Origin of the sequence: Dyadobacter tibetensis Y620-1 (assembly GCF_000566685.1) — a bacterium.
Classification (GTDB): Bacteria; Bacteroidota; Bacteroidia; order Cytophagales; family Spirosomataceae; genus Dyadobacter; species Dyadobacter tibetensis.
The window spans coordinates 665573-686370 of the sequence record NZ_AZQN01000003.1 but is presented as its reverse complement, the minus strand read 5'-3'; the positions used below and the strand labels follow the sequence as shown (position 1 = coordinate 686370).

Genomic DNA, 20798 nt, shown 5'->3' with positions numbered 1-20798 from the left:
GCTCGCTGCCATTTTTTCACCAGAATTGACTTATCTTAATTCCATACAACATGGGACTTCACCCGAGAATCAGCCTGTTAATTGGCATCCTGTGCATTAGCATTTTCCCCGTTTTGGTGAAGTGGACTCCCGTTTCTGGCGTAAGCGCAGCCTATTATAGGATGTTGATCGGATTGCTCGGTCTGCTGCCCTATGCCCTGTGGAGCAGACAGCTTAGCCTTCCACCTAAACACCTCTGGCTCCCCATCGCTATTTGTGGTATCCTTTTCGCCACCGATATTTCCATATGGAATCTCTCTATTCAATATTCCAATGCAACGCAAGCGACCTTGCTAACCAACCTTTCTCCGATTTGGGTGGGTGTAGGTGCATTTTTATTTATGCCCAATAAACCTAAAATATATTTCTGGATCGGAACGGCCGTGGCTCTTCTGGGCATGGTCGTGCTGATCGGATTGGATACTTTTACAGAAATGCGCTTTGACCGGGGTTTTAGCCTTGCCATACTCTCCGGCATACTCTATGCGGCTTATATGCTAGTTAGCAAAAGGGTATTAAATCATATTTCTATTGTGCCTTTTATGACTTATTGCATGGCCGTTTCAAGCCTTTATCTACTGCTGACTTGTCTTTATTTTGACTTGCCTATCAGTGGATTTAGCAGTTCCATATGGACCGCATTTACTATTCAGGGATTGATTTGCCAGTTACTGGGCTGGCTCACCATCAATTTTGCCATTCAACGAATGGATGCGCAGCGTGTCTCTCTGGCCTTGTTAAGTCAGTCGATCTTTACCGCCCTTATCGCCTACTCCTTTATCAATGAGCCCATCACCTGGTCCATGGCTCTTGGGGGATTTATTATTCTGATCGGAATTGGCATCACTTTCCGGAATGCGCGCAACAAAGTCTGAATAAGCTTCAAAAAGAATCCGAATGGTCTTCTCCGCCCACCGGCCGGCATGATAAGATTCCCCCTCTCTCTCTCTTAAACGCCCAGTATAAACCGATACAGTTTACGATCAGTAACTGTTTTTGAAATATTTCCTGTCAGAAGTGCTACCGAGTAAGATATTTATTAGGCAAGAATGCTCAATCTTCCTTAAATTTGAAAGTAACCGGATAGAAACTGCATGACGCTCACCATTGAAAATATCGTATTAATAGGCTCCATTTTGTTATTTATTAGCATTCTGGCAGGTAAAACTTCCTATCGATTCGGGGTTCCTACTCTTATCTTATTTTTATTAATAGGGATATTGGCAGGTTCGGAAGGAATCGGCCGAATCCGCTTCGATGACCCAGAGCTAGCCCAGTTTATTGGCATCATAGCCTTGAATTTCATCCTTTTCTCGGGAGGGCTGGACACCAGCTGGCCTGCAGTACGCCCCATTCTCACAGAAGGAATCACTCTATCTACGGCAGGGGTACTTCTAACAGCCTTATTCTTAGGAACATTCGCTTGGTATATAACCGATTTCACCATTTATGAAGGGCTACTACTCGGCGCCATCGTATCATCGACAGATGCCGCCGCCGTGTTTTCCATACTTAGAGCCAAGAGCCTGGCCCTCAAATCCAACCTTCGTCCCACTTTGGAGCTTGAAAGTGGAAGTAACGACCCCATGGCCTATGTGCTCACCATCGCTTTTCTGTCGTTGGTAGTTAACCAAGACCTAGGATTGGCATCGATGATTCCCTTGTTCTTTAAGCAAATGCTTATGGGTGGTTTAGGTGGTTTCTTCTTCGGAAAAATCAGCAAATTTGTAATTAATAAAATACGTTTAGATTTTGAGGGGCTATATCCCGTATTGGTGATCGCCCTGATGTTTATTACTTTCTCTGCTACCGATTTAGTTGGAGGGAATGGATTTCTGGCCATTTATATTTGCGCCGTATACCTGGGCAATCAAGATCTGATTCATAAAAAAACCATCTTGAAAATGTTTGATGGGCTGGCCTGGCTGATGCAGATCATTCTATTTCTTACGCTGGGCTTACTCGTTTTCCCGAGCCGTATCGTCCCAGTAATCAGTATCGGACTCGTAATTTCATTGTTTTTAATTTTTGTAGCGCGGCCCCTCAGCGTTTTTATTAGCCTGATGGCCTTCAAAATGCAAAATAGAAGGAAATTATATATTTCCTGGGTAGGGCTCCGAGGTGCCGTCCCCATCGTTTTTGCTACCTATCCCCTGTTGGCCGGAATAGAAAAGGCAGATATGATCTTCAATATCGTCTTTTTTATTTCCATTACTTCCGTATTAATTCAAGGAACAACTTTATCCCTGGTAGCACGTTGGCTCAAAGTGGCCCTTCCTGAAACAGCCAAACCTATTGACCCTACTGATGCCTTCCTTGCCGAACATCCTAAAACAGCCATGAAAGAAATTTATATTGGCCAACATGACTTTCCGGTAGACAAAAAAATAGTAGACCTCGGCTTCCCTAAAACAGCGATTATTGCCATGATTAAAAGAGACAATCAGTATATTACCCCGAATGGATCCTCTATCATCGCTGCAAATGACACCTTGATCGTTCTCTCCGATTCTCAGGAAGGAATTAATAATGTATATCGTGCCCTACATTTAAAAAAGGAGTCTTCTGACTCATAACACATACCCAAACTACAGTAAAAAGCAACTTAAACTAGAATTAGCTTTTAAATTACTTTAGAAAAAGTTTTATAACTATTTGATTTTCCATTGAAATCAGTTGAGGAATCTATAACTTAGCCTACAATTGCCTCTTTGGTAATTATAAAAATCAGTAGGAACTACAATACATTTTGTTTCTAATATAAAAAAGCTGCCACGTTTAACATGGGAAGGAATGGATCGCGATAGCTTCTGGGAGTCGACAGTAGAGTTTTTACCCTCCAGCCTATTTTCAAATATAGAGTACCTTTTATCGAATAACTTTCAGGGATTACCCGTACAGATCGCTCTTCATAAGGGTGGATCTAATTTTCGATTTTTCACCTCTCACTGGCCTGAGATGGCGGCAGTTTTGTTCCAACAAATAAAGCAAGCCCCGAAGAAGCAGCACTTCCCGCATAAGACCGACCAGGAGCCAGTGGCCAGGTGCTCAGAAAAAGGCTTTGCGTATTGGGGACTTTTTGACGAGGATGATTATTTACTCGGGTTGATTTACGTCAAGCTTCCTGATGATAATTCATTTACTGATGCTCAAACACAAAATATCCTTCCGTTGCTTCGCTTAACTTCTCAGTTGCTTCAGCAGCAAAAAAGTTTGCATATCGGGCAAATAGAGGGCAGGCAAGCACAGCAACGGTCTATTCAGCTATTCAACATCATAGAAGCCTCCAATATGGGAACTTGGGAGTGGAATGTTGTTACAGGAGAGCTTGTCATAAACGAGCAATGGGCCAATATGCTGGGTTATTCAGCCGAAGAATTAAAACCTTTCACCTTAGACACCTGGTATAACGTATTACACCCTGAGGACCGTGCGTACTCGGACGAGAAACTCTTTGCCTGCGCTCACGACGAAATTGATTTTTACGATATAGAATGCCGGATGATTCATAAGGATGGATCAATTATATGGATTAATGACCGGGGGAGTGTGGTCAGCCGAAGCACTGAGGGTGCTCCTGTATGGCTCGCAGGCACACATACCGACATCACCGAGAAACATGAGGCCAACCTTCGGGAACGGGCTTTGATCAATGAGCTAGCCGATCGGAATGAAATGATTGAAAGAATTCTAAACCAATTGCCGATTGGAATAGCGGTTTACGATAATTGCCAATTTCGAAGTAGCATGGTGAATGATCGATACAGTCAGTACTTCGGCTGGCCCAGAGAGGAGATTAATGATATGGCCACGTTTTTAGAAAAACTATATCCCGATCCCAGTTATCGTCAAAAGGTATTGGACATGGTTCGTAAATCTATTGACAGTGGCGATCCAGGTCAGATGCACTGGGAGAACCTAGAGATCACTACCCGCTCGGGAGCTCGACGTTTCATCAACACCAGCAATATCCCCTTACCCGGTTCTAATCTTACGATCAATACGGTTCTGGACGTCACTCAACAATATTTGCAGGAAATAGAAATCCGAAGGGTGAAATCTAACCAGGAGGCTTTGATCAACGCCTCGGATGATTTGATATGGTCGTTAGACCTGACGGGGAGAATTCAGGCTTGTAATAAAGCCTTTACCAGGACCATTGAGTCCTTAACTAATTTAAAAATTTTGGAGGGTGATTCCGTTTACATGCCCGGAATAGCTCCTGAGATTTTTCATAAATGGAGAGAATATTACCGTCGTTGTGCGAGTGGACAATCATTTAAGGTGGTGGAGCAAACCTTAGACCCAATAAGGAATTTAACACTTTATTACAGTGTTTCCTTCCAACCCATTTTCGAGGTTAGCGGAAAAGTGCGCGCCATGGCCTGCTATGCCAAGGACATTACCAGTGAGCGCAAGCATCAAGAGCAGATCATCAGAACCAGAGATGAGCTGGATAAGATCATGCACATGTCCTTAGACATCATTTGCACCATTGATATCCGGGGACATTTCACCAAAGTGAGTGCCGCTAGCGAAAAAACCTGGGGTTACCATCCCTCCGAACTGGTAGGACGTAGATATCTGGATTTTATATTGGAAGCGGATGTGGAAAAGACAGTGGCTATAGAAAAAATTCTGCTCAGGGGAGAGCCTATAACTTACTTTGAAAACCGGTTTAAGAAAAAAGATGGACGTATCTGTCTGTTGGCATGGTCGGTGGTATGGAACGCTCAGGACGAACTTAATTATTGTGTAGCCCGTGACATCACCGAAAGGAAATACGCAGAGGATAAACTAAAACATAGTGAGCAGTACTTTAAAGCCCTGGTACAAGACGGCAGCGACCTTATAGCCATTCTGGAACCTAATGCTGATTATCGCTATGTGAGTCCGAGTGCTATTCGTGTCTTAGGAATCGAGCCGGAATTCTTTATCAATAAAAATGCTTTGGAGTTCATCCATCCCGAAGACCAGGCTATAGTAAGTCAAAGCCTTGCACAGGTAGCCACCTCCCGGACTGTTTCCATTGCAGCCTTCCGATTCAAAACTTTTCCTAATGAATGGAGGTGGATAGAAACAGTTCTCACCAATTTGCTGGATGACCCAGCCGTAGAAGGACTTGTGGCCAACTCAAGGGATGTTACCGAACGGATTGAGGCAGAAAAGGCCCTCCAAGAAAGCATTGAGCGCTTCGAGAAAGTAGCACAGGCAACCAATGACGCAATCTGGGATTGGGATATCGAGCATGATTCCATGTATTGGGGAGGCGGGTTTAAGCATCTGTTTGGCTATGATGGTCAGCAACACCCTAAAACTATTGAAGGTTGCCACCGGCAGATCCATTCCGAAGACAAAAAAGGAATGACACAGGCCTTCTACACGGCCATTCAGGATAAGAAACAAAATAAATTCCAATACGAGTACCGGTTTCAGAAATCGGATGGTAGTTACGCTTTGGTTATTGACCGTGGGGTCATCATCAGGGATGAGAATAGGCAGGCAAAACGAATGGTAGGTGCCATTACAGATATTAGCTACCGAAAAGAATTCGAAGAAGCCCTGCAGCGCCTCAATTCTAATCTCAGACAGTATACCAAAGAACTGGAACGGTCGAATGCCGAGCTGGAACAATTTGCCTATGTTGCATCACACGACTTGCAGGAGCCCTTACGTATGGTCACAAGCTTTCTTTCACTTTTGCAAAAAAAATATGAGGGTAAGCTCGATGAAAGAGCTCAGCAGTATATACATTTCGCTGTAGATGGGGCCACGCGCATGCGACAAATTATTTTAGACCTTCTGGAATACTCCCGCGCAGGAAGAAAAGATACAGAGCCGGAATGGGTGGATTTGAACGAAATTCTCGAAGATTACCGTATGCTAAGAGGCAAAAGCTTAAGGGAAAAATCGGGTACTGTCTGTTCGGATGACCTCCCCCGAATCATGACCTTCAAAGGGCCCCTCAAACAAATTCTTTATAATTTGATTGATAATGGATTGAAATATAGTAAAATAGACCAGCCTCCCATCGTAAATGTCACCTTTCATGAAGATGATACGTTTTGGAAATTCTCGGTCAATGATAATGGAATTGGCATTCCTGAAGAGTACTTTAGTAGAATATTCGAGCTATTTCAAAGGCTCCATCCCAATAGCGAATACAATGGCACGGGGATAGGACTTGCCATAGTTAAGAAAATTATTGATAACTTAAATGGTAAAATTTGGATAGAATCTCTGGTAAATCACGGAAGTACCTTTTATTTTACCATCCCAAAGTCTTGATGCCTCTTATGAAAAACTTTAAACTATTACTGGTGGAGGATAATGAAGGAGATATCATGCTCATTTCAGAAGCCCTCCACGATCATGACTTGGTCGACGATCTGACCATTTTACGAAATGGCCAGGAGGCTTTGGAATTCGTTTACCAAAAAGGGGCTTACCAACAGGCCTCCCGTCCCGACCTGATTCTTCTGGATATTAATTTACCTAAGCTGAACGGGCATCAGGTCCTTAAAACCATCAAAGAGGATAAGGATCTCAAAGCCATCCCTGTGATACTACTATCGACATCATCAGCAGAAAGGGATATCAGTCAAGCCTACCAGAATGGTGCAAATTGCTTCATTACTAAACCCATGGAAATGGATCTTTTCAAAAGTGCATTTGAAAGTGTGGCCGAACTATGGTCCAACGTTGTAAAACTCCCCCAAAAAGAGATCTGATGAGATTGGACAAAACCAAATACCGCATTTTGGTCATAGAGGACAATCCTGGCGACTATTTACTTATAGATGAGTACCTGCATGAGTACATTTCAGAACCCGAACTACGGCATGTCCAAACCTATAGCCAGGCGGAAACCCTCCTGGGGCAAACCCAGGACTTATTTGACCTTATCCTCCTTGATCTCTCACTTCCCGATATAGGAAAAGATCAACTGTTACATGTCGCTCAACAAGTAAGCCAAACGGTGCCCGTCATCATATTGACCGGCTATCCAGATATGGATTTTGCATCCAACTCTCTGTCTATGGGTGTTTCCGATTATCTGGTCAAGGATAAAATCACTGCGCTGATTCTCTATAAGAGTATCATTTATGCCCTTCAAAGAGATAAATTTTTACATTCGTTACGGGCCTCTCAGAAAAGATATATGGAGCTCTTTCACTTGAGCCCCGCTCCGATGTGGGTTTATAATTTGGAAACCCTCGACTTTCTGGACGTCAATGATGCTGCCATCCACCATTACGGATATTCGGAAGCTGAATTTTTAAGTATGAGCTTACGAAATATACGGCCTGCAGAAGATATGGTTTTTCTGGAGCAGGCCATGACCAAAATGAAAGAAACTTCAAATCAACGATATAAAAACATCTACAGGCATATCAAAAAGGATGGTTCCATTATTAAAGTAGAAATCATCGGCAATAAAATTGATTTTAATGGTGTTCCGGCAGAAATTGTCATGGCTACTGATATTACAGAAAAGCTGGTGCAGCTACAAGCCATAGAGAACCAAAACAAAAATTTGAAAGAAATAGCTTGGATGCAGTCTCATGTGCTCAGAGCCCCTGTAGCCAGAATTATGGGGATCATACAACTTATGCAGGATGACGAAATGGATCACCTGGAAAAGGAATCACTCCTGAAAGAAGTATACCAATCGGCCACAGAAATAGACTCGGTCATAAAAAATATTGTAGATAAATCTCAAGCCATACGTTGCTAAATAATATTAATATGTTGAAACTTCCTGTACTAGTCGTAGAAGACGACACAATTTTTACCATGCTGCTAAAAAAGCTCATACACAAAAGTCAACTAGCAGAAAACACTTCGACTTTTACAGATCCTGTTGAAGCGCGCAACCATGTTTGTCAAGGAATTGACCAGCAGATTCCGGTTGTCATATTCCTGGATATTAATATGCCCATTCTGAGTGGATGGCAATTCTTGGAGGAGATTAAAGCTTACCGAAATCCTTCTAATACCTGGGTTTATATCACCTCTTCTTCCATCGATCATAGCGACCAGAGCCAGGCGTCCAATAACCCCTTCGTAATCGACTATTTGGAAAAACCCATCAGCTTAGAGTCTATTCTTACTTTAAAAATTAACCTCCAAAAAAAGCTCAAAGAGCTGAGTAGCTAAGAAATAATAACATTTTACACTATCACTTAGTTGATGCAAATCAGGGGCATCAAACAGAGTATTAATTATTGACCATAATATCAGCATATATTTCGTCAGTCCATTGTTATGAATGCTACACTCCGCCCCTTACGGGATCTGCTTGCCACAGCAATACCGGAATTATCCCCCCAAGCCTGGGAGGATTTTCAGGAAATCTGGGCTCCTGTTTCAGTAAGAAGGAAGACCGTGCTTAGCAGCCCAGGATACCAGGAAAAATTCCTGTACTTTGTTTTAGAGGGAGTTCAAAGGGTATACTTTTTTGATCAGAATAGTAGGGAAGCAACTTTGGTATTCACCTACCCTTACAGCTTTGCCGGGGTTTTGGACGCATTTTTACTTCAATGTCCCTCCAAATACTATTTTGAGACTATTTCAGATTCACAGCTTTTGCGAACCCGATACGATCAGTTTCACAGGATTCAACAGCAGCATCCCTGTTTAAGGGAATTTGTAGATAAAACCCTTCATACAGTAATTGCTGGTTTATTACAGCGGATGGTAGAGCTCCAATGTTTTACTTCTGAAGAGAAATTCACGCAGCTGCTCAAACGCAGTCCGCACTTACTCCAGGTGGTACCTCAGAAATACTTGGCAAATTACATAGGTGTGGATCCTACAAACTTCAGCAAGCTTATCAATAAGGTCCGAATGTAATGTTGGTATTTACCAATATTTCAAATTACGCTCGAGCCTATTTTTGCCATGAACTTAAAACAACATGATTCATGACAACAAATAACTTATGGAAGAGGTTACATATGCTATACTTCTTCGTTTCCATTTTAGGACTGGCCTCTGTCAGTATCATTTCTATTCTGGACCCACAGCAGACCATGGATTTGGTTCAGGTAAAATTAGAAAATACAGATGCAATAAGTTCAATTCGGGGAATATATGGAGGGGTAGGATGTACCATTATTGTCGGGCTCATTTACCTCCAACGCCAGCTACCATTCCTTGCCCTGGCATTCTTAACGATGTTCTGGTCGTCTTACGCCTTGAGTCGTTATCTAACCATGGCCATCGATGGCCCTCTTCAGGATTTCGGAAATCAATGGGTATTAATAGAAACCATTCTAGCAGTATTAGGGCTGGGGTTGGTTATGGCCCAATCGAAAAATCGGCTGACGACCTCAGCCAGAAATTGACGAGGAGGCAGAATATCCTTTTTGCATGGAGGACTTTAGTTCAGCAATAATTCGCAAATAAGGATCCATACCACTGGTCGCTATCAGCGCTTTTGTTTATATTGCTGATACCATGCAGGAGACATGCTGCATGGAAGGTACGAGCTAAATAAAGCAGCTATGAAAATAATAGAATGTCCTAGAGATGCCTGGCAAGGACACGGCCCTTTTATCCCTACAAGCGATAAAATTGCCTATCTAAACCAGCTATTACAGGTAGGCTTTGACACCATCGATTTCGGCAGTTTTGTTTCCCCCAAGGCAATGCCCCAGGTAAGTGATACGGCAGAGGTGATTGCTGGCTTGGATTTATCACAATCCAATACCCAATTATTAGCTATCGTTGCCAATGCCGGTGGTGCTCAACAGGCCTGTAGTTTCTCCCAGATTACATATGTAGGGTACCCTTTTTCTATTTCTGAAACCTTCCAAAAAAGAAATACGAATGCTGGGATGGAAGAATCGTTGGAGCGGGTAACCGCAATCAGCAAACTCTGCGAGGATAAGGGCAAAAAGCTGGTAATCTATATTTCCATGGGCTTCGGCAATCCGTATGATGATGCCTGGAACCCTAGTATCGTCCAGGAATGGGTGGATATCCTCGCCCAGATTGGTGTACGCACTTTTTCTTTGTCAGATACCGTTGGGCTGGCTCGTCCAGATGATATAGAGACGGTCTTTTCCCAGTTGATTACAGGATATGCCGACCTAGAATTCGGGGCACATTTTCATACACGGCCAGAGGCATGGAGGGAAAAGCTGGAAGCCGCCTACCAGGCAGGCTGCAGACGTTTCGATGGGGCCTTGCTGGGGTATGGGGGCTGCCCTATGGCCCAGGACGACCTGGTAGGCAATATGCCCACCGAGCATATAATAGCTTTTGGAAACGAAAAAAAGGAATTACAAAATCTGGATATTGACTTAATGCAGGCACTTACCTATCAATTTAAAGCACTATTATAGGGGTCAGGGTGCGACTCCACTCTCGGTCTCCTTGCGTTGGAGCCTGTAACCGATGCTCAGATGGTGTGACCAGCCTAGGTGATTATGGCTATGAACGGCATAATCGAACCAAAAAGGCTGGGCCTGCACCCCCAAGCCGAAGTGATGCGTCATAGGGCCGGCAGAAATGCCTGTACGAATGATTAGAAAGGGGAGAGGTTTGTAACTAAGCCCACCACGAACTACGGTGGGGAGGTTGGTATGTTTGTATAATTCAGCAGCAAGGTATACTGCCGGAACCGGCTCATATTGCAACCCTATTTTTAATATCGTAGGCACCTTCGCTCCACCTTCTCCCGAGAACGAGGATTGGAATAAATTGTAGGCATGAGCCCCCATCCGAAGCCGATTTCCCAGCATAATCTGTCCCCCCATATCCATTACAAGGGACCGACGGCTTAAAATAAGCGAGGGGATATTAAAGGCCTGTTGAAGATAATTGAAGCGAAGGCCCAAACTGACTTTTTCTATACGATGGGCCAATCCGATACTCGCCTGCAAATCGTGGTATTGCTCATCTCCAAAACGCAGTACGGCCACCGAAGTCACGAATTGAGAGGGCAATGGTACCACTGCCGACGCGGCAAAGACCCCAATACCTGGGAGGTTATAATGGGTATCATAGGCCGCCAGAATATGCGTTACCTCCGCTGCTGCGATCCCGGCTATATTGGCCCCGGGACTGGAAGGATCTGAGTCTGCCACGGTAGCATTTCCAAGGCCCCAGGCTCGCGCCCCCAGTACTAAAGGCTCTCCCTGTGCCAGGACAGGGCAGGGCTGTATAATGGAATAGCAAAGCCCCACTCCCACTAGTTTTAATAAAATGCCGGTCGATAACTTCATAGCCCATATCGTTACTGGCAAAAAAATAGTGCAGGTCTACCAAAATATTAACGGGAGCCTGCACTATAAATATACGATAAATTACGGGCATTGAATGCTGGAAAACCAGGCACTTATCTCCTTATGAACGCCTTATTGGAATTTTCTCTTTACAATAGCCAGCAAGGCACCCACGGCTTCTCCATTGACATCCCAAGCATATTTGGAAGCATAACGATGCCAGATCAGATCTTTGGCTTCTTCAAAACTCTTGACCGTATCGAGCTCATAGATAGCCTTATCGAAATGCTCACTATTTTTGTTGAATAACTGATTGACAAACATAAAGCGCTGTCCTAGGGGAATGGAGCCAGCAATGGTTTCGACCCGTACGGGGACAGAGCCATAGGAGTTTTCCTGAGAAGGCTTGGGCAAATCAACCTTAAAACGGTTGTTGAGGGACTCTCTTTCGACCTGAGTTGACTTAGAAACTATCTCGGATAGCACGGCTACACTTCGCTCGGCCTTTACGGGTTGAGGGAATCCGTTGCTCGTCTCTATGTCATTCAGAGCAGAGTCGAAAAAAGAACCGGCCTTCTGGGCGGAAGGCGAGGGCTCCTCCATAGGAGCCTGAATAGCTGCAGATGGGTGGGCTCCTAATAGTTCATCAATCCGTAAGGGTCTTATTTCGTTAAACTGAGAAATATATCCGTCCAGTGTCTCCTGTTCATCTGATTCTGGAAGAGCCTCATCAAGCCAATTAAGGGCCTCAGCGATTCGCACATTGCTCTTTCCAGAATCCAACAAGTTGGTTTTCAACTTCTCGGCTATTCCTTTATGGATATGCGTATATTTATAGAGCTGTTCCGCCGCACCGGCATCGAACCCATCTTCTCCACAGACGGAGATTTTTTCTTTGAAATACTTGGCCGGATATAGCAGGAGTTCCACGGCCTCTATTGTAGAAGCCTTCAGTAAGGGTTCCAGATCGGCTCTCTTCACGGCAATGTGTTGAGAAACAGTATTCATAAAAGTGCTCAATGCTGCCTGAACTTCCTCATTTTCAAAGTCGAAATAAGGACTTCGAAAGGCCATTGCATTGCCTTTCCAGGTTTCGAAAAGCCTGTTAAGTATTCCTAAATTAACTTGTCTTACAGGGGTTATTTTTAACAAATCGGCCCCAGAAATTATATTTTTGCCTCCATATGCCTCGGTGAGTACCAAGGTGGTAAAACCAGAAGCATATTGCTCGATCGCATTTATATTCAAACCATTCGACATAACGAATCAGAAATTTTTACGGTATTGTTAAAAAAAATTGTGTTTGATTTGTAAAGATATTAAAAATTGCTCGCCACAAGGCCCGCTTACCCTTAAGATGTTTATAGAACCTTCACATAAAAAACAAAATCCCAAAACGGGGTGGATCGAAGTTATCTGTGGCTCGATGTTCTCAGGTAAAACAGAAGAACTGATCCGTCGGCTTAACCGAGCAAAAATAGCCCGGCAAAAGATTATGATATTCAAACCAATGATGGATAAACGATATCATCATGAGAACATTGTTTCACATAATGATAATTCCATTGCTTCTATTCCTGTAGAGCGTGCTCAGGACATTCTTCGACTTTCAGCAGATTCGGAGGTAGTAGGTCTGGACGAAGCACAATTTTTTGATGGTTCCGTGGTAGACGTATGTAATCAGTTAGCCAATGAAGGGAAAAGAGTAATTATTGCGGGTCTGGACATGGACTATTTAGGCCAGCCCTTCGGAAGCATGCCCCAGCTGATGGCGCTGGCCGAATATGTCACCAAAGTCCATGCCATCTGTATGGTTTGTGGTGAAGTTGCCTCCCACTCCTACCGGCTTTCTCCCTCCGTCGACCATATATTGCTGGGAGAAACAGAGGCTTACCAAGCCCGGTGTAGACGCTGTTTCAACCTAGGCGACCAGGCAGGAAAGCACTGAATTCCTACATTCCTTTAGCTTTTCAAAAACACTCCGCAAGCATCCCTTTTCAGACATTAAGGAATATTTGCGGAGTGCACCTGACCTGGGAGCTTCGGGTTATCTATTTTAATTCTTCTTTCAAAAAGAACCCGGTATGGCTTCCTTTGGCTTTAGCGACTTTCTCCGGTGTGCCATAGGCTACCACCGTGCCGCCCTGAGAGCCTCCTTCGGGGCCCATATCCAACACAAAATCGGCCACCTTAATCACGTCCATATTATGCTCGATTACCAGAACCGTATTGCCCTTTTCTACCAGCTTGTTCAAAACATTCAGTAAATGCTGAATATCCTGAAAATGTAACCCAGTGGTTGGCTCATCCAGGATATACATCGTCTGTCCCGTATCTCGCTTAGAAAGTTCTTCAGCAAGTTTTACCCGCTGTGCTTCCCCACCCGACAGGGTAGTAGCATGCTGTCCGAGTGTAATATAACCTAAGCCAACATCGAAAAGCGTTTGCACCCTTCGTAAAATACGAGGTTGATTTTCGAAAAACTCCAATGCGGTCTCTACGGTCATATCCAGTATATCGGCTACCGATTTCCCTTTGAAACGTACCTCAAGAGTTTCCCTGTTAAACCTCTTTCCTTTACAGGTTTCGCAGTCGATATGTACATCGGGAAGAAAATCCATTTCAATACGTTTACGACCGGCACCTTCGCAATCTTCACAGCGCCCGCCTTTTACATTAAAGGAGAACCTCCCTGGCTTATAGCCTCGAATCTTCGACTCGGGCAGCTCGGCAAATAACGACCTTATGTCGGTAAACATATTGGTATAAGTCGCCGGGTTAGACCGGGGCGTACGACCTATAGGCGACTGGTCGACCTCAATTACCTTGTCGATATGTTCCAAGCCATCAATACTCTTGTAGGGTAAGGGTTCGCGACGTGACTTATAAAAATGCTGGTTGAGCAAAGGAAACAGGGTCTCGTGAATTAAGGATGATTTCCCGCTCCCGCTGACCCCCGACACACAAATCATCGTTCCAAGAGGAAAAGACACTTGTACGTTCTTAAGATTATGCCCGGTACACCCTTTTAAAACCAGACTTTTCCCATTTCCCTTTCTTCTTTTTGCTGGAACTTTTACGGTAAGTCGACCACTTAAAAAATCTGCAGTCAGCGAGCCATTTTCTAGGAATGCAGCTGGTGAGCCAGCCCCCACCACATGCCCGCCATGTCGCCCTGCGCCTGGCCCTATATCTACAATATAATCTGCCGCCAGCATCATATCCTTGTCATGCTCGACCACCAAAACTGTGTTACCCAGGTCTCTCAAACTCTTCAAAGAATTAATCAGGCGCACATTATCACGCTGATGCAGCCCTATACTGGGCTCATCCATAATATACAGCACTCCGGTAAGCTGGGTACCGATCTGGGTAGCCAGGCGAATTCGCTGCGCTTCACCTCCTGAAAGAGTACGTAGCGAGCGGGTAAGCGTAAGGTAATCCAGGCCTACATCTAGCAGGAAGCCTACCCTTTTGCGAATTTCCTTTAGCACTTCGCCCGCGATGAGCTGTTGCCTTTCTTCCAGACGATCTTCTAAGCCCACCAGCCACTTTGAAAGGTCCAGCACATCCATTTCAGAGAGTTCAGAAATGTCTTTACCATCTATTCGGAAGTGAAGAGATTCTTTCCGAAGACGTTTCCCCTCACACTCAGGACAGGTTTTAATCATCATAAAATCCTTAAGCCAGTCCTGAATTTTGTCGTTGCCCGTTTCCTGTTGTTTCTTCAAAAAATTGACTATCCCTTCAAATTTAGTATCCCATTCCGTTCCTGGATATTTTTTAGAGGGAACTGGCACGGGCTCATCACTTCCATACAGCACGAGACGTATCGCATCTTCGGGGAATTTATCCAGGGGGGTGCTAAGGGTTACCTTGAACTTTTTAAGAAGCACCTCGAGCTGTTTAAATATCCAGGCCTCCCGGTATTCTCCCATGGGTGCTATCCCCCCTTTTTTAATAGAAAGACTTTTGTCGGGCATCACCGACTCTTCCGTGATATCGTCTACTACACCCAGACCCTGGCAAGTAGGGCACCAACCGTAGGGCGAATTAAAGGAAAACGCATTAGGAGCCGGGTCGTCATAACTAATCCCCGATTCGGGATCCATAAGATTTTGAGAAAAATAGTAGGTCTCCCCTTTTTCATCCAATATCATGAGGGCGCCTTTCCCTTGCTTAATAGCGGTGGCCACAGATTGACTTACCCGGTAGCGCGATTGCGGGTCTTCCTTTTCACTACGCGGAATCAGCCTATCGATCACTATTTCTATATCATGAACCTTATATCGGTCCAGCTGCATTTTGGGGCGAATATCCTGCAGCTCCCCATCTACCCGTACTTTATTATAACCTAAGCGGGCTATTTGTACAAATAACTCCCGGTAATGACCTTTACGACCTTTTACTGCGGGGGCTAAAATTGTGGTTTTCTGATTGATAAACTGGGTCATAAGCTGATTAACAATCTGATCTTGAGACTGCTTCACCATTTTACGACCTGTCACATAAGAGTAGGCCTCCCCCGCTCTTGCGTACAGCAGGCGCAGAAAATCATAAATTTCGGTAACAGTGCCTACTGTCGAGCGAGGATTGCGGGAGGTTGTTTTCTGTTCTATGCTGATTACCGGAGAAAGCCCGCTTATTTTGTCGACATCCGGACGTTCCATCTCTCCTATAAAGCCACGCGCATAAGCCGAAAAGCTCTCCATATATCTCCGCTGACCTTCGGCATAAATCGTATCGAAAGCCAGGGACGACTTCCCGCTTCCACTGATTCCCGTAACGACCACCAACTTATTGCGGGGGATGGCCAAATCTATATTTTTAAGATTATGCTCCCGTGCGCCCTGAACCTCAATAAGGTCCCGACTGTCCACTTCCAAACCATTCAATGAATTCAAAATATATTATGCGTTTATATTAATTCAGGATATCCCCATGTAGCCCTATTAGAACGACAAAAATAAGGCTTGGGTTTCATACGATGGCTACTTATTAATGCTTTTCCACAGAGCCGTTGCCAAATACACCGATCCCCGAGGCACCCTATCGTTATACATTAAAAAAGGGTGCCGATGGAGCACCCTTAAACTTTATTTTGAAATCTGCCTTAATTTCGGCTATAGGTATCCGAAGTAGCCTGTGGGAAGGTACGAAGGATATCTGCCATGGTATTTTTTACCATAGACTCCCGGTCTTCCTTTTTGCTTGGAGCCTTCACCTTACCAGCTGCCCAGCCCTGCCAAATCATTCGGTCGCTAGTGTTCTGATAAATATTCAAGATGAAACGACTTTCCTGGTAGTTATAGGTGGAGATATTATTACCTCCTCCATACCACCACATATACGGAGAGTACATATTATTGGATCTTACCTGCTGACGGTCCTTTACGTCCGTGGTAAAACGTACAATAAGTTCCGGGTTATTTTTGTCCAGTTTATATCCCTTCCCCTCCATCACTTCCACTACCGCATCCTGCAGTCGGCGGCGATTAAGCTCACTACCCAGTAAGGGGTCCTGTTCCAGATTCGTCTCAGGCTCCACATTAAAGGTTTTGAACTGTTTTAAGTTTACCGATGAATCGTAGTCATAACTGACCTGCAAGGCCTGGCTACATCCCACTAAGAGCATTCCTAAGAGCCCTGTATACAATAAATATTTCATTCTAAATTTTAAGTTTTTCATGTCTAATCAGTTTTTGGTTTATTGAGGATTCTAATGTTAATTCTCAGCCAAAGCTGCTTTATATATACACATTTTTGGGCAAAAATGTTGCAGAAAAGCATTTTTAAGAGGGATATTTTCCGCTTTTAACATTTTTTAGCTTTAATCAGAATTCTAGAATTCTGTCCGGCTGCCATCACCACCCATTCACAACGAAAAACGCAACAATAACCATAGGTATTGCTGCGTCTATAATATCTTTTCTTTAGAGTCAAATGGTCCGGAAATCAGGATGTTCGTAACCTTCCCGATACACTCTGCTCAGCAGGGCCGTTGCTTCTTTATCACCTGTTACTTCTTTGTTAACGGGATCATAGGAGAGAGGACGGCCTAATTGCATGGCCAGATTTGCCAGGATACAGCTAGCAGTAGAAATATGTCCCTCTTCAATATCGGCGATGGGTCGGCTGCTCCTCTCTATAGCGCTTAAAAAATCGAGCATATGCAATCGGGTGGCGGGAGCTGCATTGAGTTCTATGCGATCCTCTTTGAGGTCTTCCGGGTATTTTTCTCGCTCATAAACCACATCTTTATGAATCTTCTCGCCTTTTCCCTGGGGGATGAAATCATAAGACATGGTGCTTCCCCATAAGGTTCCCTTTTCACCATATAAGGTAAACGACCAGGGGTAATCGGGATTATTAGGGGTTCCCCATGTTCTGTGTTGCCAGATGCAATTTAAATTGTCGTATTCAAAAACGGCGTGCTGGGTATCCGATATATTCGATTTTGCCTCAGTATTGGTATAAATCCCTCCAGAAGAACTTATCTTATTGGGCCATCCAAGGTTCAGCATCCACCGAACTGTATCCAGCATATGCACACACATATCTCCGGTAATACCATTTCCATACTCCATAAAGGCTCTCCACCACCGAATATGAGGTAGTCCGTCATAGGGTCTCATGGGGGCTGGGCCCGTCCACTTTTCATAATCCAAATGAGTAGGAACAGGCTCCAGAGGCGGGTTGGCTCCATTGCGCATATGGAAGTAACAGCACATCTCTACATGGGAAATCTTTCCAAGCAGTCCTGCATCCACAATATTCTTTTTTGCATCAATCAGGTGCGGGGTGCTCTTCCTCTGAGTCCCTACCTGGACCACCTTTTTGTATTTGCGGGCAGCCGCAACCATAGCCTCACCCTCCATTACATCTACACTTATAGGTTTTTGGACATATACATGCGCCCCCGCCTTTACCGCATCGATCATCTGCAGGGCATGCCAGTGGTCAGGGGTCCCTATCAACACGATATCGAGCTGGTTCTCCTTCAACATTTTCTGATAATCACCATACAAAAGAGGCACTTTTCCCGACTTTTGCCTTTGGCTCACTAGCTTGCCCGCTTCATTCAGTAGATTCTGGTCGACGTCACAAAGGGCGATTACCTCAACGGGTGCTACTTGAATTAGCCGGAACAAATCGCTTTTCCCATACCACCCCGTTCCGATCAAACCTACCCGGTAGGTTTTGGCCGGATTTATCAATTCCATTCCTTGTGCTCCAAATGCAGTCAGAGCGAGGGCTGCCGTAGCACCTTGCAAAAAGCCTCGTCGATTTATATTGAACGTATGCATGGTTATATTAATCTATTTAAAGGTTATCGGCCCCGCTCAGGATTTGCAGCGGGGTGGCTCACTTTAAAAGAATGGGTAGCTCTGGGTTTACTAAGAATATTTGAAAATAAACATAAATTCTTACAGCATCGGGGAATCCGGATCCGGTACTCACCAGCCCAAAGGGTCAGTCGAGCATGTTGAGCCTTTTTAAGATTGTTTTGGTAATTTCTTTCCTGCAGCTCCCAAAGTTTGTATTCTTTATTGCTCTATCTTTAATAACCCTGGTAGCGAAGAAAAAGGCCTTTCCTTTCTTTTCTATATATCCAACCCACCAGCCGGTATCCACGCCCCCATAGCGGGTCCAGCCCGTTTTGGCACGGAGGGTGTATTCCTCCTGCTGCTCCTCTATCATCATATTTTTCAAAATAGAAAAGCTCTCTTTTTTAAACGGTAGGCTTTCATCATAAACACCCTTCAATATTTTTATCTGATTGACCGGCGAAATAGCGAAGTTACCTTGGTTCCAGAAATCTGGATCGTCAATGCTTAGATCTACATTCCCGTAGCGGCAGGCGTCTAAAAATTGCTTGTATCTCTCCTTTCCAATTTTCTTGGCAAGTTCCACATATACCCATCCTGCCGACAATTTAAAGGCTTCACGCAGCGACATGTCATGATATATATCTGGGCGATAACCATATTTGGTGGTATCGGTAGAACCAGGCCATTTTACAATTTCATTTTCATCGGCTATAACACCAGTTTCAAGAGCGATTAATGTATTAATGATTTTAAAAGTCGAAGCAGGCAGGGTTGGGGTATGACTATCATCAATGTCACTGGAAATCCAGGCAGCGGCGTCATTATCGTATATGGTAATGCTCCCCTTTAGTTGGCAATCGCGAAATGCTCGGCCCAGATCGTCTTGAGCCGTAGCTACTTTGTTCAGCAGCACACTACAGAACAGGCTCATCATCAATATATGCTTTTTTCTGCTCATTATAATTCAACGGGTTTAAATGATAAAGAGTCAAAAATACCCGTATTGGGAGAACGGCGAATAAATAAAGTATCTAAATGTGTAACTGGTTTTGGTAGGTCAATAACAAAAAGCCCGTGGACACTATTTCTAACAGCTCACTGGACTTATGCCCTTCGACAGGAACTTTTAGACTAAGACCCGAACAAAATCCGCCCCAAAAAGTTGACCCGGGTTTTACCTATCTGCTGAGTTATCGATCTGCATTCGGCTTGCCACCAGCTGACCTGAAAAGAGGAACTACTGGAAGCACTCCCAGGCGCTTGGCTTCAGGCAAGAAATCGACTAAATTATTGACCAGAATAAAATCGGCCCCCAGCCCCCATAAGGTTTCCAGCTCCTGAGCATTCTCGGCATAGAAATAGTTGATTTTTATGTTATTTGCCCTTAAGGCTATGAAAGAGGCTTTTCTATCCTCATCAGGTTCAGGGCGCAGCAGTTGCACAAAATCCGCAGCCCTTCGGATACTTTCCTGAGCATATATAGCCGTATTTTTTCGATAGCGTCCTTCAACATTACATATCTTAAGCTGGGGGACCAGGGCTTTCGCCGCATCGGCGGCCTCCTCGGAGCAGGTCAGAAAGGCTTGGTGAAGACGACCAGAAGAAGCTATGATATGGGCAGCCCTAGCCCCGGCAGCTGCACCACCTTTAAGGTGACAATTAAGCCAAACATTGGTTGGCATCATTGCCAAAGTCTCTTCAAATGTGGGCACCTTCGTTCCCTGGAACTCAACCGATTTCTTTATCCCCGCATCTAAGGAGCGGATTTGTGAAAATGTAAGTTCTTCCACCCGCCCCTTACCATTGGTAGTACGGTCGACCTCCTGATCATGCATGACCACCAGCATGCTATCCTTGGTAAACTGAATATCAAATTCGATCATCTGCGCCCCCAGGCGTATCGCCTCTTTAAAGGCAGGTAAGGTATTTTCCGGGTGGGTATCCATACATCCACGATGTGCACATAGCCCCCGTTCAGGCATTTTTATCGGGTCGATTTTGCCCTGCCCCATAACTCCTATACCTCCCCATGCCCACAGCATCAGGAGGTACCCTATTCCTTTTAAATTCATTTTCTGGTGATTTACAATGCTGCATACACTAGAACCTTGCGCTTTATGGTTCCATCGTGCTTCCATAATACTGTGGATGTACGTATAGAGGCTACTATTTTGGTAAGGACTCAGAGTACTGA

The 20798-nt window shown here is 44.5% G+C and carries 17 protein-coding genes; 10 read left to right on the top strand and 7 right to left on the bottom strand.

Annotated features, from left to right (window positions below):
- Positions 1–50 precede the first annotated feature (50 nt).
- From X939_RS0109925 to X939_RS0109885, 9 genes are all read left to right on the top strand, one after another.
- The gene (locus X939_RS0109925; protein ID WP_025763108.1) at positions 51–914 is read left to right on the top strand and encodes a DMT family transporter; all 864 of its coding nucleotides are present in this window, start codon (positions 51–53) and stop codon (positions 912–914) included.
- A gap of 219 nt (positions 915–1133) precedes the next feature.
- A complete protein-coding gene (locus tag X939_RS0109920) occupies positions 1134–2615 on the top strand; it encodes a potassium/proton antiporter (RefSeq protein ID WP_025763107.1) in 1482 nt (493 codons plus the stop codon).
- Between the two features lie 217 nt (positions 2616–2832).
- Positions 2833–6327, top strand: a complete 3495-nt coding sequence (locus X939_RS22985) for a PAS domain S-box protein (protein WP_025763106.1) — start codon at positions 2833–2835, stop codon at positions 6325–6327.
- A gap of 8 nt (positions 6328–6335) precedes the next feature.
- Entirely contained in the window at positions 6336–6770 is a 435-nt protein-coding gene (locus X939_RS0109910; protein WP_025763105.1) for a response regulator, read from the top strand.
- The gene (locus tag X939_RS0109905) at positions 6770–7777 is read left to right on the top strand and encodes a PAS domain S-box protein (protein WP_025763104.1); all 1008 of its coding nucleotides are present in this window, start codon (positions 6770–6772) and stop codon (positions 7775–7777) included. The genes X939_RS0109910 and X939_RS0109905 overlap by 1 nt, the downstream gene beginning before the upstream one ends.
- Before the next feature lie 11 nt (positions 7778–7788).
- On the top strand, positions 7789–8199 hold the full coding sequence (locus X939_RS0109900; RefSeq protein WP_025763103.1) for a response regulator: 411 nt from the start codon (positions 7789–7791) through the stop codon (positions 8197–8199).
- A gap of 108 nt (positions 8200–8307) precedes the next feature.
- Positions 8308–8895 (top strand): Crp/Fnr family transcriptional regulator, encoded by a 588-nt coding sequence (locus X939_RS0109895; protein ID WP_025763102.1) that lies wholly within the window; start codon positions 8308–8310, stop codon positions 8893–8895.
- 71 nt (positions 8896–8966) lie between these two features.
- Positions 8967–9389 (top strand): DUF4345 domain-containing protein, encoded by a 423-nt coding sequence (locus X939_RS0109890; RefSeq protein WP_025763101.1) that lies wholly within the window; start codon positions 8967–8969, stop codon positions 9387–9389.
- A 159-nt stretch (positions 9390–9548) separates the two neighbouring features.
- Positions 9549–10391: a hydroxymethylglutaryl-CoA lyase gene (locus X939_RS0109885; RefSeq protein ID WP_025763100.1), complete on the top strand. Its 843-nt coding sequence runs from the start codon at positions 9549–9551 to the stop codon at positions 10389–10391.
- 3 nt (positions 10392–10394) lie between these two features.
- Here the strand turns inward: X939_RS0109885 and X939_RS0109880 are convergent, their stop codons facing one another.
- The gene (locus tag X939_RS0109880; RefSeq protein ID WP_025763099.1) at positions 10395–11273 is read right to left on the bottom strand and encodes a hypothetical protein; all 879 of its coding nucleotides are present in this window, start codon (positions 11271–11273) and stop codon (positions 10395–10397) included.
- A gap of 132 nt (positions 11274–11405) precedes the next feature.
- A complete protein-coding gene (locus X939_RS0109875) occupies positions 11406–12533 on the bottom strand; it encodes a DUF8457 domain-containing protein (RefSeq protein ID WP_025763098.1) in 1128 nt (375 codons plus the stop codon).
- Positions 12534–12630: 97 nt separating this feature from the next.
- On the opposite strand from X939_RS0109875, the gene X939_RS0109870 reads away from it, so the two are divergent.
- A complete protein-coding gene (locus X939_RS0109870) occupies positions 12631–13221 on the top strand; it encodes a thymidine kinase (protein WP_025763097.1) in 591 nt (196 codons plus the stop codon).
- A gap of 103 nt (positions 13222–13324) precedes the next feature.
- Here the strand turns inward: X939_RS0109870 and uvrA are convergent, their stop codons facing one another.
- From uvrA to X939_RS22980, 5 genes are all read right to left on the bottom strand, one after another.
- The gene (gene uvrA / locus X939_RS0109865) at positions 13325–16177 is read right to left on the bottom strand and encodes an excinuclease ABC subunit UvrA (protein WP_044198895.1); all 2853 of its coding nucleotides are present in this window, start codon (positions 16175–16177) and stop codon (positions 13325–13327) included.
- 209 nt (positions 16178–16386) lie between these two features.
- Positions 16387–16962: a DUF4136 domain-containing protein gene (locus tag X939_RS0109860; protein WP_025763095.1), complete on the bottom strand. Its 576-nt coding sequence runs from the start codon at positions 16960–16962 to the stop codon at positions 16387–16389.
- A gap of 250 nt (positions 16963–17212) precedes the next feature.
- The gene (locus X939_RS0109855; RefSeq protein WP_025763094.1) at positions 17213–18580 is read right to left on the bottom strand and encodes a Gfo/Idh/MocA family protein; all 1368 of its coding nucleotides are present in this window, start codon (positions 18578–18580) and stop codon (positions 17213–17215) included.
- A 166-nt stretch (positions 18581–18746) separates the two neighbouring features.
- The gene (locus X939_RS0109850) at positions 18747–19541 is read right to left on the bottom strand and encodes a penicillin-binding transpeptidase domain-containing protein (RefSeq protein ID WP_374754299.1); all 795 of its coding nucleotides are present in this window, start codon (positions 19539–19541) and stop codon (positions 18747–18749) included.
- 253 nt (positions 19542–19794) lie between these two features.
- Positions 19795–20676, bottom strand: a complete 882-nt coding sequence (locus tag X939_RS22980; RefSeq protein ID WP_025763092.1) for a glycerophosphodiester phosphodiesterase — start codon at positions 20674–20676, stop codon at positions 19795–19797.
- Between the last annotated feature and the right edge of the window lie 122 nt (positions 20677–20798).